Annotated in this window: 14 protein-coding genes; 6 read left to right on the top strand and 8 right to left on the bottom strand. The window is 66.9% G+C overall.

Annotated elements, in window-relative coordinates:
- Positions 1 to 51: 51 nt before the first annotated feature.
- The 3 genes from hutC to HV711_RS16805 all read right to left on the bottom strand — a co-directional run bounded on the left by hutC (position 52) and on the right by HV711_RS16805 (position 3,556).
- Positions 52 to 747: a histidine utilization transcriptional repressor HutC gene (gene hutC, locus HV711_RS16815; protein WP_028361026.1), complete on the bottom strand. Its 696-nt coding sequence runs from the start codon at positions 745 to 747 to the stop codon at positions 52 to 54.
- Between the two features lie 21 nt (positions 748 to 768).
- Positions 769 to 2,292, bottom strand: a complete 1,524-nt coding sequence (hutH, locus tag HV711_RS16810; protein ID WP_013587938.1) for a histidine ammonia-lyase — start codon at positions 2,290 to 2,292, stop codon at positions 769 to 771.
- 319 nt (positions 2,293 to 2,611) lie between these two features.
- Positions 2,612 to 3,556, bottom strand: coding sequence for a LysR family transcriptional regulator (locus tag HV711_RS16805; RefSeq protein ID WP_035478667.1), 945 nt, complete (start codon positions 3,554 to 3,556; stop codon positions 2,612 to 2,614).
- A 105-nt stretch (positions 3,557 to 3,661) separates the two neighbouring features.
- On the opposite strand from HV711_RS16805, the gene HV711_RS16800 reads away from it, so the two are divergent.
- Together HV711_RS16800 and HV711_RS16795 are read left to right on the top strand one after the other, a co-directional pair.
- On the top strand, positions 3,662 to 4,591 hold the full coding sequence (locus HV711_RS16800) for an NAD-dependent epimerase/dehydratase family protein (RefSeq protein ID WP_035478666.1): 930 nt from the start codon (positions 3,662 to 3,664) through the stop codon (positions 4,589 to 4,591).
- Between the two features lie 136 nt (positions 4,592 to 4,727).
- Positions 4,728 to 4,910, top strand: coding sequence for a hypothetical protein (locus HV711_RS16795; RefSeq protein ID WP_006051135.1), 183 nt, complete (start codon positions 4,728 to 4,730; stop codon positions 4,908 to 4,910).
- A 58-nt stretch (positions 4,911 to 4,968) separates the two neighbouring features.
- Here HV711_RS16795 and HV711_RS16790 read toward each other — a convergent pair whose 3' ends face one another.
- Positions 4,969 to 6,351 (bottom strand): NCS2 family permease, encoded by a 1,383-nt coding sequence (locus tag HV711_RS16790; RefSeq protein WP_035478665.1) that lies wholly within the window; start codon positions 6,349 to 6,351, stop codon positions 4,969 to 4,971.
- A gap of 486 nt (positions 6,352 to 6,837) precedes the next feature.
- Here HV711_RS16790 and HV711_RS16785 point away from each other — a divergent pair, with 486 nt between their 5' ends.
- Positions 6,838 to 7,821: a PRC-barrel domain-containing protein gene (locus HV711_RS16785; RefSeq protein WP_013587934.1), complete on the top strand. Its 984-nt coding sequence runs from the start codon at positions 6,838 to 6,840 to the stop codon at positions 7,819 to 7,821.
- Entirely contained in the window at positions 7,818 to 9,074 is a 1,257-nt protein-coding gene (locus tag HV711_RS16780) for an MFS transporter (RefSeq protein WP_013587933.1), read from the top strand. Before HV711_RS16785 ends, HV711_RS16780 begins: the two co-directional genes overlap by 4 nt.
- A gap of 198 nt (positions 9,075 to 9,272) precedes the next feature.
- On the opposite strand, the gene HV711_RS16775 is transcribed toward HV711_RS16780, so the two are convergent.
- Both HV711_RS16775 and HV711_RS16770 read right to left on the bottom strand, forming a co-directional pair.
- Positions 9,273 to 10,640 carry an MFS transporter gene (locus HV711_RS16775; RefSeq protein ID WP_035478664.1) on the bottom strand — a complete coding sequence of 456 codons (1,368 nt, stop codon included), beginning with the start codon at positions 10,638 to 10,640 and terminating at the stop codon, positions 9,273 to 9,275.
- 75 nt (positions 10,641 to 10,715) lie between these two features.
- Complete coding sequence (locus HV711_RS16770; RefSeq protein ID WP_035478663.1) at positions 10,716 to 11,888, bottom strand: M20 aminoacylase family protein; 1,173 nt, start codon at positions 11,886 to 11,888, stop codon at positions 10,716 to 10,718.
- Positions 11,889 to 12,027: 139 nt separating this feature from the next.
- On the opposite strand from HV711_RS16770, the gene HV711_RS16765 reads away from it, so the two are divergent.
- Entirely contained in the window at positions 12,028 to 12,978 is a 951-nt protein-coding gene (locus HV711_RS16765; protein ID WP_035478662.1) for a LysR substrate-binding domain-containing protein, read from the top strand.
- Between the two features lie 45 nt (positions 12,979 to 13,023).
- Here the strand turns inward: HV711_RS16765 and HV711_RS16760 are convergent, their stop codons facing one another.
- Positions 13,024 to 13,917, bottom strand: coding sequence for a LysR family transcriptional regulator ArgP (locus tag HV711_RS16760; RefSeq protein ID WP_035478661.1), 894 nt, complete (start codon positions 13,915 to 13,917; stop codon positions 13,024 to 13,026).
- A gap of 97 nt (positions 13,918 to 14,014) precedes the next feature.
- On the opposite strand from HV711_RS16760, the gene HV711_RS16755 reads away from it, so the two are divergent.
- Entirely contained in the window at positions 14,015 to 14,635 is a 621-nt protein-coding gene (locus HV711_RS16755) for a LysE/ArgO family amino acid transporter (protein ID WP_015002292.1), read from the top strand.
- 18 nt (positions 14,636 to 14,653) lie between these two features.
- On the opposite strand, the gene HV711_RS16750 is transcribed toward HV711_RS16755, so the two are convergent.
- Entirely contained in the window at positions 14,654 to 15,637 is a 984-nt protein-coding gene (locus tag HV711_RS16750) for an alpha-amylase family protein (protein WP_035478660.1), read from the bottom strand.
- Positions 15,638 to 15,661: the final 24 nt, after the last annotated feature.

The raw sequence follows: 15,661 nt of genomic DNA, 5'->3' as shown, positions 1-15,661 counted from the left end.
GAAAAAACGTTGGCGAAAACGGTTGGCTAAATTGCTGAATCAGGAGCGGAATCAGAAGTGTCCAGTGAAACGGTAGCGGCTGCCCGGATGCCACAGATTCGCGATCGACGCGACCTGGCTTTGCGACCACGTGCGCCGGTGCAGCACGAGACAGGGCTCCCGTTCATCCATGGTCAGCAGCTCGCGGGTGTCGCCGTCCGCCGCCAATGCCTCGATGCGGTACTCGACGCGCTGCAACGGCGCCACGCGCACGAGGTACTGATTCGGCGTGGTGTTCGTGAAGTCCTGCAACGCATACTCGGGCGCGACAGCCGGATTGACCCAGCGTTCTTCGAGCTGCACAGGCTCGTCGTTTTCGAAATGCAGCACGCGCGAATGGAACACCGGGCTGCCCGCGCTCACCTGCATTTCCTCGGCGAGAGCCGCGTCCGCGATACTCGCGCCGATGTGCAGCACCTTCGCCTGATAGCGATGACCGCGCGCGACGATCTCGTCGGAAATACTGCGGATCGCCACCAGCGTGGACTCGTACTTGGGACGCGCGACGAACGTGCCCGAGCCTTGCACCCGCGTGAGCACCTGCTCCGAGGTCAACTCGCGCAGCGCGCGGTTGACCGTCATGCGCGCGACGTTGAATTCGCGTGCAAGCTCGTTTTCGGACGGCACCTGGTCGCCCTCCGCCCATTCGCCTGCATGAATGCGCGCGAGAATGAAGTCCTTGATGCCCTGGTAGGCCGGTGCGTTCATGGGCTGCCGCTCGCTGTGCGCTTACTGTTCGGACACGAAGGAGAACGGGCTCAGCTTCGCGATCGTGCCGTCCTGCACGAGACGCGTCACCGCCGCGATGTCCGGCGCGAAGTAATGATCGAGCTCGTAATGCGCGACGTCGCGGCGCACCACGTCCATCACTTTCTGCAAGCTCGGGCTCGTCTTGTGCGGCGCGCGCAGATCGACGCCCTGCGCAGCCGCGAGCAGTTCGATGGAGAGGATATTCGCCGTGTTCTCCGCGATGTCGCCGAGCTTGCGCGCGGCAAACGTGGCCATCGAAACATGGTCTTCCTGGTTGGCCGAGGTAGGCAGCGAATCGACCGAAGCCGGATGGGCGAGCGTCTTGTTTTCGGACGCGAGCGCGGCAGCGGTCACGTGAGCGATCATGAAGCCGGAGTTCACGCCGCCGTCGCGCACGAGGAACGGCGGCAAGCCCGACAGCGTGGCGTCGATCAGCAACGCAATGCGGCGCTCGGCCAGCGCGCCGATTTCCGCGGCCGCGAGCGCGAGATTGTCCGCGGCGAACGCCACCGGCTCCGCGTGGAAATTGCCGCCCGACAGCACTTCGCCGGTGTCCGGGAAAATCAGCGGATTGTCGGAAACGGCGTTGGCTTCGACGAGCAGCAGCTGCGCGGCTTGACGCATCTGGTCGAGACACGCGCCCATGACTTGCGGCTGGCAGCGCAGGCTGTACGGGTCCTGCACCTTGTCGCAATCGGCATGCGACACGTTGATGCCCGAGCCTTGCAGCAGCGAACGATAAGCCGCCGCGGCGTCGATCTGGCCTTGATGGCCGCGCAGTTCGTGAATGCGCGCGTCGAACGGCTTGACCGAACCGGCCGCCGCATCCACCGACAATGCGCCCGCCACGAGCGCCGTGCGGTACAGGTCTTCGATCGCGAACATGTTGTAGAGCGCGAGCGCCGTGGACGCCTGCGTGCCGTTGAGCAGCGCGAGGCCCTCCTTCGCCTGCAGCGTGAGCGGCTTCAGGCCGACGAGCGCGAGGCCTTCGGTGGCCGGCAGGCGCTCGCCCTTCGCGAACACTTCGCCGACACCGAGCAGCACCGCGGACATATGCGCGAGCGGCGCGAGGTCGCCGGAAGCGCCGACCGAACCCTTGACGGGGATCACCGGCAGCACGTCGGCGTTATACAGCGTGATGAGCGCCTCCATGACTTCGCGGCGAATACCCGAATGGCCGCGGCCGAGACTCGACAGCTTGAGCGCGATCAACAGACGCACGACCGGGCGCGACATCGGCTCGCCCACGCCCACTGCGTGCGACAACACCAGATTGCGTTGCAGCAGTTCGAGCTGATCGTGCGGAATGTGCGTGCTGGCAAGACGCCCGAAGCCCGTGTTGATGCCGTAGGCCGGCTCGCCTTTCGCGGCGATGTCCGCGACGGCTTTCGCGCAGGCGTCAATGGCGGCGTGGCTCGCGGGATCGAGTTGCAGCGGCACATGGCCACGCGCGATCTGGCGCAGTTGCGGGAGGGTCAGGTGGCCGGGCTTCAGAGTCATCATGGTTGTTGTCCTGTCTATACAATTTCAATGAAGTCTAGCGGCGCGGCGTTGTATATACAACTTGTTTTTAATGGTCCAGACCCCAGGGCTTTCCACTAAGGCCCTGATTGCGCGCCCTTCGTGCGAATCCGATACGGCGCCGGCAACGTGTCGTACCAGGACTCGATGCGGCGGCAGCGGGCTCGGTGCAGCCAAACTTGTATATACACCTACGAAATTCGCGCTGCTGTGCGGACAAAAATGCGGTCCGTCATGCAAGAAGCCCGCAAGCGCGTCCGAGCCGCGGGCTTCCCATCCGCCTTCGGCGTGCGACGCGCCGCTACAACTGCACGCGCGACGCGATGAAGTCCAGGAAACACTGCACGCGCCCGGCGAGCGACGCGCTCTGGTAGTACACCGCCGCGACCGGCTGACGCTCGTCGAAAAGCGCATGGCCGAGGATCGGCACGAGCCGTCCGTCGCGGATGTCGGCGGCGATCATGAAATCGGCAAGACACGCGATACCCCAGCCGGAGAGCGCCAGCTGGCGCAAGGTCTCGCCGCTCGATGCGGTGATCGACGGCTCGATCTTCAAGGGTTCGGGCTTGCCGCCGTCACGGCCGTCGCGGCCCAGGCGGCCGGAGCTTGCGCTGCTGCGCGCGCCGCGCTCCCGCAGCGGCCAGCGGTTCAGATGCTCGGGCGCGGTAAAGCCGATCAGCCGATGCTCGCGCAGTGCATCGACGGCTTTCGGCTCGCCGTGCGCGGCCAGATACGCGGGGCTCGCGACCACGCGCAGCCGGCTGCTGCCGAGCGCGCGCGCATGCAGCGTGGAGTCCTGCAACGCGCCAATCCGGATCGCGATATCCACCTTCTGCTCGAGCAGATCGACGATGCGCTCGTTGCTCGTCAGCTCGAGACGAATCTCCGGATACAGCTCGGAAAATGCCGTCATATGCGGCGCGATGCAGTGAAGCATGAACGGCGACGCCGCGTCGACGCGCAGCCGCCCCGACGGCCGGCGGCGCTTGCGTGCGACGGATTCCTCGGCTTCTTCCATCGCGTCGAGAATGGCGCGGGCCCGCTGCAGGAAGCCTTCGCCCTCCTCCGTCAGTTGCAAACGGCGCGTGGTGCGCCGCACGAGCGCGGTGTCCAGCTTCTTTTCGAGGCGCGTAAGCGCCCGGCTCACGCCGGAAACGGTCTGCCCGAGCTTCTCGGCCGCCGCCGTGATCGAGCCGCTGTCGATCACGCTGACGAACACCAGCAATTCGTCGGTGGAAGTTTTCATTGTTGATTGCACGTCAAGATTGATTTGAGACTAACACGCTTTTTGCGAGAATCGCGGCGGCGGATACTGCGTGCCTGTCATCGTGTTTCCATTGAGGAGAACGTCTTGAAGGTTTTCATTACAGGCGCAAGCGGGTTTATCGGCGGCTCGGTCGCGGCGCATCTCGTGCGCGCGGGTCATCAGGTGCGCGGTCTCATCCGCCAACCCGAACACAGCGCAGAACTGAAGCGGCTCGGCATCGAGCCGGTGATCGGCACGCTCGACGACCGGGCACTGCTGATCGCCGAAGCGCAAGCCGCCGACGCGGTCATCAATGCCGCCAGCAGCGATCACGAAGGCGCGGTGAGCGCCTTGATCGAAGGACTCGCGGGCTCCGGCAAACCGTTCCTGCATACCAGCGGCTCGAGCATCGTCGGCGATGCGTCGGGCGGCGAAGCGGCCGAGGCGCGCATCTACCACGAAGACGCGTTGCCCGAGCCGACCGCCGACAAGGCCGCGCGCGTCGCGATCGACCGCCAGGTGCTGGAGGCGGCGCAGCGCGGTATCCGCTCGGCGGTGCTGTGCAACACGCTGATCTACGGCCACGGCGCGGTGGCGGGCAGCGCAAGCGTGCAGCTGCCGCGACTCGTGCGCCAGGCGCAAAAGAGCGGCGTGGTGCGCCATGTCGGCAGCGGCAGCAACACGTGGTCGAACGTGCATATCGACGACGTCGCCGAACTCTACCGGCTCGCGCTCGACAAGAGCCCGGCGGGCACCTTCTACTTCGTCGAGAGCGGCGAGGCGTCGTTCCGCGACATGAGCGCTGCGATTGCGCGCGCCATGAAGCTCGGCGAGCCGCAAGACTGGCCGCTCGAGGAAGCGAAAAAAGAATGGGGCTACGAAATGGCCTCGTACGGCCTCGGCTCGAACAGCCGCGTGCGCGGCAAGCGCGCGCGCACACTGCTCGGCTGGCAGCCGAAGCGCACGTCGGTGATCGAGTGGATCGAGCAGGACATGATGGCCGGCGAGGCCACGCAGGCCGGGCCCGCGGCGTAATCTGTGTAAGCGCCGGCGTTGCTCATCCGTAAGCTCGGCTCGATAGAATCGCGCTCAGCGGCTCCGCGCAGTCTTCGCGGGCCCGCTGAGCCCCGCGGTTCGACATTCGAGCCGCTCACGAGCCCGGATTTGATCGATGACTTTGGCGCTGAACTTCGACTGGCTGACCAACCTGCTCGCGATTCTGTTCGTCGTGGCGTGCCTTTACGATGCGCGCTACGACGAATACGGCACCTTGACGCTGTCGGCGGCGCTGATGAGCCTCGCCGTGATGGCGATCGAACTGTTCCTGAAGCCCGCCTTCGACATGGCGCTGTAAGTGCGGCGCGCGGGCCGCGTCGTGACCCGCGGTCCGCGCGCCCTGCGTCCCTGGCTGATCAGATCGCCCAGCCGCCCAGATAGAAACCGACCAGCACGATCGCAATCGCCACCGTGCCCACATTGAGCTTGCGATATTCGCCGCTCACCACGCGGCCGATCACGAGCGTCGCGAAGCCGAGCATGATGCCGGTCACGATGTTCGCCGTCAGTACGATAAAGACCGCGCACATCAGGCCCGACATCGCGTCGACTATGTCGTCCATATGGAGCTTGCTCACGTTGGACAGCATCAGGAGTCCCACATACATCAGCGCGGGCGCCGTCGCGTACGAAGGCACGAGGCCGGCGAGCGGCGAGAAAAACATCACGCCGAGAAACAGCAGCCCGACCACCGCCGCCGCCATGCCGGTCTTCGCGCCGGCCGCGACGCCGACCGTCGATTCGATATAGGCCGCAGCCGGCGCGCCGCCGAGCAGTCCCGAGAAAATCGAGCTGACCGAATCCGCCGTGAGCGCGCGGCCGCCATTGATGATGCGGCCGTTTTCGTCGAGCTGGCCCGCCTGGCCGGCCACGGCGCGGATCGTGCCGGTAGCGTCGAACACGGCCGTCATGACAAGCGCGAGCACGCTCGGCAGCACCGCCATCGACAGTGCGCCTTTGATGTCCATCGCGCCGATCAGCGACTCGTGCCCCGGCGCACTCAGCGACGGCACCGCGAACACGCCATGAAACGACACGGCCGGATCGACGAGCAGCGCGATGGCCGAAATCGCGACGATCACGATCAGGATCGAGCCCGGCACGCGGCGGCGCACCAGCCCGAAAATCGCCGCGAGCCCCGCCACCGACATCAGCGCCGGCAATGCGGTGATACGGCCGAGCGCGACCGGCAAACCGGCGCCCGGATTCTTGACGACGAGGCCGACGTCATTGGCGGCGATCAGCAGCAGGAAAAGACCGATGCCGATGCCCGTGCCGTGCGCGATGCCCGTCGGCAGATTGCGCAGAATCCACGAGCGCACGCCCGTCACCGAAATCGCGGTGAACACGACGCCCATCAGGAACACGGCGCCGAGCGCGACCGTCGGATGCAGGCCTTTGCCGAGCACGAGTCCGAATGCGGTAAACGCGGTCAGCGAAATGGCGCAGCCGATGGCGATCGGCAGGCGCGCCCACACGCCCATCAGCAGCGAGCCGAACGCGGTCGTGAGGCACACGGCGACGAACACCGCGCTGGTGTCGAAGCCCGCCTTGCCGAACATGCCGGGCACAACGAACACCGAATAGACCATCGCAAGAAAAGTCGTAATGCCCGCGACGATTTCCTGGCGCTGCGAACTGCCCCGCGCGGAAATTTCGAAGTAGCGGTCCAGAAAGCCCTTGGTGTCGAATGATTCGGCGCCGGCTTCGGAAAGCGGCTGGGCGTGGGGTTCCATCATGATGAGTGCCTCCTTTATCAGCATGCTGAAACGGCCGTCAGAGTGGCCGTCATCAGGTTCGTCTCGTTGCGTTGATTTAATGGGGTGCGCGTGGGGGCGCGCTGGTTGACCCGCTTTGTGTTTTTTTGTCTCGTTTTTGTGTCTCGAAATGTAGGCCAACCCAGATATATCTCCCATCGCATGAATGGCATGCCGGGCATGTCCCGACGCTTATATCGTTTAAGCGACGGCGACGCGCGTCCGCGATCCGCGCGTTTACACCTACGCGTCGAGCGCGAACCGCGACCGCCGGCTGAAAGCGTTTTGAGAGCTTGCCCGCAGCTTCGGGAAGCGCGAACGCGCACGCGGCGGGGCACGAAGCGTGCTTGCCGCGCCGGTTCAAAACGGCCCCCAAAACGGGACCGTCCGGCGTCGCGGGTTAAACTCTTGGCCGTACTGTCCAACCGCGGCCCTTTGCCGGCCGCCCCGGTCCATGGAGTTCCCCTGATGAGTGGCGGCTTTTCGCTTCCTGCCTGGCGTCAAACCCTTCTCGCCGCGTTCGCGCTGCTGGCGCTCGTCGCGCTGTCCGGCTGCAGCAGCCTGCTCTGGGGCACGCAGCAGGCGCCGATCGTCGAGGCCACGGTGATGCCGGTCGAAGCCGCGAGCGCGCCGGTGGCCGCTTCGGCGCCCGAGCCGGTCGAGACGGAAGCCGCCGAGCCGGAGCAGCCGAAGAAGCCGAAGAAGCCGGTCGTCAGGCCGCACAAGGTCGAGCCGCCGCCGCCCGTCGTGGCGCCGCCGCCTCCGCCGCCGCCTCCGCCGCCGCTGATCCTCGTGCGCACCATCGAGCGCAACGACGCCCATACGCTGCTCGACAGCCAGGTGCAAAAGCCCGACGGCAAGGTCGTCGGACGGGCGGTCGACATGATCGCGGACGCGAGCGGCAAGCCGCGCGAAGTCGTCGTGAATCTGCAAGGCTTCCTGGGTGTCGGCGACCGCAAGGTCAACTTCGCGTGGAACGCGTTCCGCTTCACGCCGGCGGCGAAGGCCGCGCCGATCACGCTGAACCCGTCGGCGGTGCCGGTGAATCCCGCCAGGTCGAATGCCGCGATGCAATTGCCGGTGATCGACGCGACCGTCGAGCGTGCGAACGGCGCGAAGGTCGGCCGGGTAATCGACGTGCTGATCGACGCGAGCTCGCAGCCACAGGCCGTGGTGCTCGACGTGAACGGGATGGTCAGCACCGAGCGGCGCACGATTGCCGCGAACTGGTCGGCGCTGCGCTTCGTCGCGAAAGACAAGGAACTGCATCCGCAAATCGATCTGAGCGATGCGCAGATCAATGCGGCGCCGCCCTACGCGAGCGACAAGCCGATTCGCGCCGTGTCGCCCGCGCAGGCGGCTGCACCGGCGCCTGCCTCCGCCGCCGCTTCTGCGGCGCCCGCGGCCGCGGCGACATCCGCGGCGGGTTCCAACGCACGGGCGGTCCGATGACGGGCCGCACTCTCGTTACCGCGCGAAGCCTGCGCGCGCTCGACTGGCTGAACTTCTTCGTGGCCAACGTGCAAACGGGCTTCGGTCCGTTCATCGCGTCGTATCTGGCGTCGCACAAATGGACCCAGGGCGAGATCGGCATGGCGCTCTCGGTCGGCACGATCAGCGCGATGGTGAGCCAGGTGCCGGGCGGCGCCGCCGTGGATGCGTTGCGCAACAAGAAAGGCGCGGCCGCATGGGCGATCTTCGCGATCATTCTGAGCGCGGTGCTGCTCGCCGCGAGTCCAACGGTGCTGCCGGTGATCGCGGCCGAGGTGTTCCACGGCTTCGCCAGCTGCATGCTGACACCGGCGCTCGCGGCGATCTCGTTCGCGCTTGTCGGGCGCGCCAATCTCGGCGACCGGCTCGGGCGCAACGCGCGCTGGGCGTCGATTGGCAGCGCGGTCGCGGCCGGGCTCATGGGCGTGTTCGGCGAATACTATTCGCCGCGCGCCGTGTTCTGGCTGACCGCCGGGCTCGCGGTGCCCGCGCTGATCGCGCTTTCGATGATCCAGCGCACCGACACCATCCAGCTGCCGAAAGCCGCGCCGACGCCGGAGCAGACCGAGCGGCGCGAGAGCCTGCGCGAATTGCTGCGCGACAGGCGCATGCTGCTGTTCGCCGCGTGCATCGTGCTGTTCCATCTGTCGAATGCGGCGATGCTCAATCTCGCCGCGGGCGAAGTGACCGCCGGCATGGGCGACAACGTGCAGCTCGTGATCGCGGCGTGCATCATCGTGCCGCAGGCTATCGTGGCGATGATGTCGCCGTGGGTCGGGCGATCCGCCGAACGGTGGGGGCGCCGGCCGATCCTGCTGCTCGGCTTTTCCGCGCTGCCGGTCCGCGCGCTGCTCTTTGCCGGCATCAGCAGCCCTTATCTGCTCGTGCCCGTGCAGGTGCTCGACGGCCTGAGCGCGGCCGTGTTCGGCGTGATGCTGCCGCTCGTCGCCGCCGACGTGGCGGGCGGCAAAGGACGCTACAACCTGTGCATCGGCCTCTTCGGGCTCGCGGCGGGCATTGGCGCGACCTTGAGCACGACGGCGGCGGGTTTCATCGCCGATCACTTCGGCAACGCCGTGGCGTTTTTCGGACTTGCTGCCGCCGGCGCGCTGGCTGTCCTGCTGGTATGGGCGGCGATGCCCGAGACGCGCGACGCCGCCGCGGAAGAGAACGGCGAAGCGGTGGCGGGTGAAGGGAAACCGGCGGCGAGATAGGGACTGGCGTCGGGGCATGCCGACGGCCGCCTCGGAATTACCCCCGCAAAATTGCCGCCGCCGAAGTACCGCCGCCGAAGCATCGCCGCCGAAGTACCGCCGCGCAAGCACTGCGGCGCAGCCAGGCATGACACCCTTGCGCCTGCCGCACCGGCGCCCCGGCCGACCCAGCCCGCCTCGGCGCTGACCAACAGCACCTCAGTCGATCGCGCGCCCTGCCGTCTCCCGCATGAACGGCAGCGGCAGCAACGACACCAGTCCGCAGCCGATCAGATACCACGCCGGCGCCAGGTTGCTGCCGGAAATCCGGATCAGCCAGGTCGCGAAAAACTGCGCGAATCCGCCGAAAATCGACACGCCGAGGCAGTAGACAATCGACATCCCCGTCGCGCGAATCTGGCGCGGAAAGAGCTCCGGCAGCATGACGATATTGGGCACCGCCGTGAACGCGACCAGCACCGCGAGCCCGGCGACCACGGCGAGCAGCACGGGCACGGTCGGCACTGCGTTGATCATCATGAAGGCCGGATAGACGGCCGCGATCAGCAACACGCGCGAGACCCACAGCACGCGCTTACGCCCGACGCGGTCCGACAGCGCCCCCGCGAACGGCGAACACACCACCGTCACGGCGGCTGCGGTCCATGCCGCCCACAGCGCCGACGACATCGGCAGATGCAGAATGCGGATCGCGTAGGTGGACAGATAGAACAGCACGATGTAGTTCGCCGCGGTTCCGCCGATGGTCGTGACGACGCCGGTGGTGATCACGCGCGCATGGTCGCGAAAGAGCTTGCGCACGGGCAGCGTGGTCTCGGCGTGAGCGCTCGCGGGCGTGCTGCCGTCCTCGACGCCGGGCAGCGTCTCATTCAGATGACGCCGGATATAGATGCCGATCGGCCCCATCGCCATGCCGATCACGAAAGGCACGCGCCAGCCCCAGCTTTCGAGCGCCGCGGTCGACAGCGCCGCGGCGAGCGCCACGCCCAGCAGCGAACCGCACACCGTGTTCAGGCCCTGGCTCACGAACTGCCAGCTGCCGTAGAAGCCGCGCGTCTTGTCGCTGCCGTACTCCATCAGCAGCGAAGTGGACGCGCCGACTTCTCCGCCCAACGCGAAACCCTGAATGAGGCGCGCGACGATCACGAGCAACGGCGCCGCCACGCCGATCGCGGCATACGTGGGCGCGATCGCGATGATCGCCGAGCCGAGCGTCATGAGCCACAGCGTGAGGCTCATCGCCGCCTTGCGGCCGGCGCGGTCGGCGTATGCACCCAGCACGACGCCGCCCACCGGGCGCATGATGAAGCCCACGCCGAACGTGCCGACGGCCAGCATCAACTGCGCGAGTTGGCCTTCAACGGGAAAATACAGCTTGCCGATGATGGTCGCGAAAAAGCTGTAAATGGTGAAGTCGAAAAACTCGAGGCCGTTGCCGAGCGTGATGGCGGCAATCGCCTTCGCGTGGCCCGCGCGTGGCGCAGGGCGCACGGCCTGCGCGAGGCGGATCTCGTCGTCGCTCGACGCGTTGTGCGCGGCGGGTTGCGGTGCGGCTGAATAGTTCATCCGTGTCTCCATGGTCTTTCTGGTGTCCGTGCTGCCCGTCCGTTGTGCGGCTTGTGCGGGCTGCGAGCCGTCGCGTCAGACAAGGAATGTCTGTGCGAGCCTCACCCAGTACGCCGCGCCGGTCGCGAGACACGCGTCGTTGAAGTCGTAGCCCGGGTTGTGGACCATGCAGCCACCCTCGCCGTCACCATTGCCGATGATCAGGTAGCTGCCCGGGCAGCGTTCGAGCAGGAAGGCGAAGTCTTCGCTGCCGGTGAGCGGCTGCATGTCCCGGATGACGCCCTCTTCGCCCAGCCAGTCGAGCGCGACCTGCCGCGCGAGATGGGTCATCTCCACGTCGTTGACGAGCACCGGATAGCGGCGCTGATAGTCCACCTTCGCCCGCGCGCCGTACACGGCCGCCTGTCCGTACGCGACCGCCGTGATGCGTTCCTGCAGATGGTCGCGGACCTCGGGCCTGAGCGCGCGCACCGACAGGCGCATTTCGGCGGTTTCGGGAATGACGTTCGGCGCGTCGCCGGCATGAATGGCGCCGACGGTGATGATCGCCATGTCGAGCGGCGCGATATTGCGCGACACGATGGATTGCAAGGCGAGCACGATCTGCGCGCAGACCACGACCGGGTCGACCGCCTTATGAGGCACCGCGCCGTGACCGCCGCGCCCGGTCACGGTAATGATCACCGTATCCGACGAAGCCATGAACGAACCCGGCAGGAATCCGAACTTGCCGCTCGGGAAGCCCGGCATGTTGTGCATTGCGAACACCGCGTCGCAGGGGAATTGCTCGAAGAGCCCGTCTTCGAGCATTTTGCGCGCGCCCGCGAGGCCCTCTTCGGCTGGCTGGAAAATGAGATTCAGCGTGCCGTCGAAGCACTTCTCGCGCGCCAGGTGCTGCGCGGCGGCGAGCAGCATGGCCGTGTGGCCGTCGTGACCGCAGGCGTGCATCTTGCCGGGCACCTTGCTCGCGTACGGCAGCCCGGTCGTTTCGTGGATCGGCAGCGCATCCATGTCGGCGCGCAAGCCGAGGCGCCGCGTGCCGCTGCCGACTTTCAACTGACCGACCACGCCGGTCTGGCCCAGCCCGCGATGCACGCCGTAGCCCCACTCCTGCAGGCGTTCGGCGACCAGATCGCCGGTGGCGTGCTCCTCGTAGGCGAGCTCCGGATGCGCGTGGATGCGGCGCCGCAGCGCGATCATCTCGTCTTCGAGTTCGGCGATGCCTGCGGGAATGACCATGGTGTTCACAATCCGTCTCCTTTTATCAATGCACATATCAATGCACATGAGTGCATTGATCCAGCATAGCCACGCGTTTTTTTGAGAGGCAGGCGTAGAATCGTCACGGCAGCAACTGCTGGTTGCCACCTTACGTGAAAACCCTCGAATGAAACTCCATCAGCTCAGCACCTTGGCGGCGATTGCGGATACCGGTAGTATCCGGGCCGCCGCGCGCACGCTCGGGCTTTCGCCCGCTGCCGTCACCAAGGCCATGCGCGAACTGGAGGCGGATCTGCACGCGCCGCTCGTCGTGCGCAGCGCGAGCGGCGCCGCTTTCACGGAGTTCGGCCGCACGCTCGTCGTGCACGCGCGCGTCGTGCTGGGACAACTGCAGCGCGCGGAGGCGGAAATCGAGGCGATGCGCGGCGCGGCGGCGGGCAAGCTGTCGATCGGCGTCACGCCGTGGGTCGCGCTCACGTTCCTGCCGGCCGCCGTGCAGCGCTTTCGCCGACGCATGCCGGAAGTGCAGCTGGAGTTTTTCGAAGGCCTGCTCGCGGTCGTGCAGCCGCGCCTGCGCGACGGCAGCCTCGATTTTTCGATCGGCCGTCCGCCGCCCGCGTCGCCGGCCTCAGAGTTTCACAACACGCCGCTTTTTTCGACGCACTCGGCGGTGGTCGCCCGGCGCGATCATCCGAAAGCCGGTTGCCGCACGCTGCTCGAACTCGAAGACGCCGAGTGGGTGCTGAACTGGGACCCGGCAAGCCGCGAGTCGATCTCGGACAACCTGTTTCGCAAGCGCGGCATGCGCGTGCCGGACACCATTCATCTTGCGCACTCGCTCGCAGTCGTGCTCGGCTTGCTCGCGCATACCGACATGCTGAGCATCTTTCCGTGGCCGCTCGTCGAGGTGACGCTCGCGAAAGAAAACCTGTGGGCGCTGCCGCTGCGCGAAACGGTCGACGAAACCATCGTCAGCATCACCGCGCGCCGCGGGGCGCCCGCGAGTCCGGCCGCCACCTGTTTTCTGGACTGCCTGCGCGAAGTGATCGACGAAGGCGCGCGCTCGCAGGACCCGGAGCAGCGGCGCCTCTTTCACTCCATCGAGCTGCTGCTCTAGCCGCGCGTCATCAGCCCGCGCAATTTCCGGGCCGGACGCGCGAACCTAATCGAGAAACTCAGCCGCGCGCTCGCGCAACACCGCGCCGAAATCGTCGAGCCAGCCAATCGACAGACGCCAGCTCTGCCAGTACAGATCGACGTCGATAGGCTTGCCCGGCGCCATCGGCACGAGTTCGCCGCTCGCGAGGTGCGAGACGATCATGCGCTCGGGGCACATGCCCCAGCCGAGCCCCGTCACGCAGGCACGCAGGAATCCGGCGACGTGCGGAATCCAGTGCAGCGGCGGGTCCACGTCCGCCCGCGTGATGCGGCGCATGAAGCGCTTTTGCAACTGGTCCTTCGGATTGAAGTCCATGCACGGCGCGCGGCGCAGACTGTCGCGCGTGACGCCGTCCGCGAAATGACGCGCGAGAAACGCCGGCGAACAGACCGCGAGGTAACGCATGCGTCCAAGCCGCGTGGAGCGGCAGCCTTGCACCGGCTCGGCCTGGGTCGTCACCGCGCCCTGCACGCTGCCGTCGCGAATCCGCTCGGCGGTGTGGTCCTGATCGTCGATCACAAGGTCGAGCAGCATTTGACGCTCCGCGCAAAACGGCGCCACGGCGTCGATGAACCACGTGCCCACGCTGTCGTCGTTGACCGCCACCCGCAGTGTCGGCCACGCTTTCACGAGACCGCCCGGCAAGGCGGGCACGCGGCCGGTCAGCTCGGCTTCGAGCAGTCTCACGCGTTCGGTATGACGGCACAGCAACGCGCCCGAGTTGGTCGCGACACACGGCTGGCCGCGCTTGACGAGCACGCTGCCCACCCGCTCCTCGAGCAGCTTGACGCGCTGCGAGACCGCCGACGGCGTGACGTTCAGTTCGCTCGCCGCGCGGTCGAACGAACCGTGGCGCACGACGGCCGCGAGCGCGTCGAGCAACGCATAGTCCAGCATTAGCGTTCCTTAATCGGCGTTAGATAAATTAGCTTCTCTTATACACCCGAGATCCGCAGACTAGCGAGGTTCGCTTCTCCCGTCTACTGGATCGACTATGAACTGGCTGGCTTTTTCTCACGGTGCGGCGTTATGCGCGTCGCTCATCGTGACCATCGGCGCACAGAACGCCTTCGTTTTACGGCAAGGCATCATGCGCTCGCACGTCGGCAAGATCGTGGCGTTGTGCGCGCTGTCGGACTGCATTCTGATCAGCGCGGGCGTGGGCGGCGCGTCGGTGCTGGTGGAGCGCTACCCGGTCTTCGTGCACGTGATGCTGTATGTCGGGCTCGCCTACCTCGCGTGGTTCGGCATCAACGCGCTGCGGCGGGCGGTGCGGCCCGGTCACGCCGTGATGGACGCCGGCTCGAACGCCGCGGCCCCAGCCGCCCAACGCGCGATGCCGATCATTCTCATGACGCTCGCCTTTACGTGGCTCAATCCGCATGTGTATCTGGACACGTTTTTGCTGGTCGGCACGGCGGGAGCGCGCGAGCCGGACGGCGCGCGCGTCGCGTTCGCCGTCGGCGCGATGGCCGTGAGCTGTGTCTGGTTTATCGGCCTCGGCTACGGCGCGCGTGCGCTCGCGCCGCTGTTTCGCCGCGCCGGCGCATGGCGCGTGCTGGACGGCGCGATCGGCAGCATGGTGTTGTTGCTGGCGGTGACGCAGTTGCGGTGAAGCGCCTGCGCCTTGGCACTAACTCGGCGACCGCGCAAGCGTCAGCAATTCCTGCACGAGCTGAGCGGACACATAGTGCGGACCGTCGAACAGATAGACGCGATGGCCGCGGTACGCCTGCAACTGCGGCGCAAGCTCCGCGGCGCTCGCCGGGCGAAACGCGGCGCCCGCGGCAGGGCGAAACGCTTCGGCGATGATTCTCACGCGACGCGCACCGAGCCGCGCAGCCAGCGCGTCGGCATACGCGCGGGCGGCAGCCGGACCACGCGTATACAGGCCGCAGCCGTCCTGGAAAAACACGCCCACGTCATGCGGCAGCCAGCCGTCGAGCCACGCGGCAAGCGCCTCCCCGCCGATATTCGAATTATCGTAGACGCTGATCCACAAAGGCCGCGGCAGCCGGTCGAGCAAAGGCCCGAGCGCCGCCGCGCCTTGCCAGGTCGGATCGACTTCGACCGGAAAGTAATAGCCCGCCACGCGAACCGGCGGCCGTGCGGCGGCGAGCCTTTGCGATTGCGCGATCAGCTGTGCCGCCTGGGCGCGCGCCGACGTCTCGTCGAAACGGCCGGCAAGACCGACGATCACGTTGCGCGCCCACGGCTCGTTGGCAATGCGTGTCCAGTCGGGCAAACGGCGCGCGGTGTCGAGGCCATCGGGCACCGCGGGAGCCGAAGAGCCGGAACGCGCCGCTGCATTCACGCCCGGCAGATAAGCCGTACCGTCCACCGCTGTCCACTGCACCAGCAGATCGCTAATGCCGAGGCGCTCCCAATCGCCGCGCGGGTCGAGGTGACCGGCGTCGGGTTGCCACACGATGCCTTGCGCGAGGCCGTCATCGCCGGCAGGGCGGGTTGCACAGCCGCCGAGCAGTGCGCTCAACGCGCCCGCGGCGAGCAGCGTGCGACGGCGCGCCGAGCGCAGAAAGCGCGGCGCGCCCGGCCGCGCCGCCTGCGCGCGGTCATCCGGGGAATCGGACATCGCTTTGTCGTCAGCCTTCGACATGACCCTCGGTACATCGAAACATAG

Origin of the sequence: Paraburkholderia phenoliruptrix (genome assembly GCF_902859825.1) — a bacterium.
Classification (GTDB): domain Bacteria; phylum Pseudomonadota; class Gammaproteobacteria; order Burkholderiales; family Burkholderiaceae; genus Paraburkholderia; species Paraburkholderia phenoliruptrix.
The sequence above is the reverse complement of the archived record's forward strand: the minus strand, read 5'-3'. Positions and strand labels throughout refer to the sequence as shown.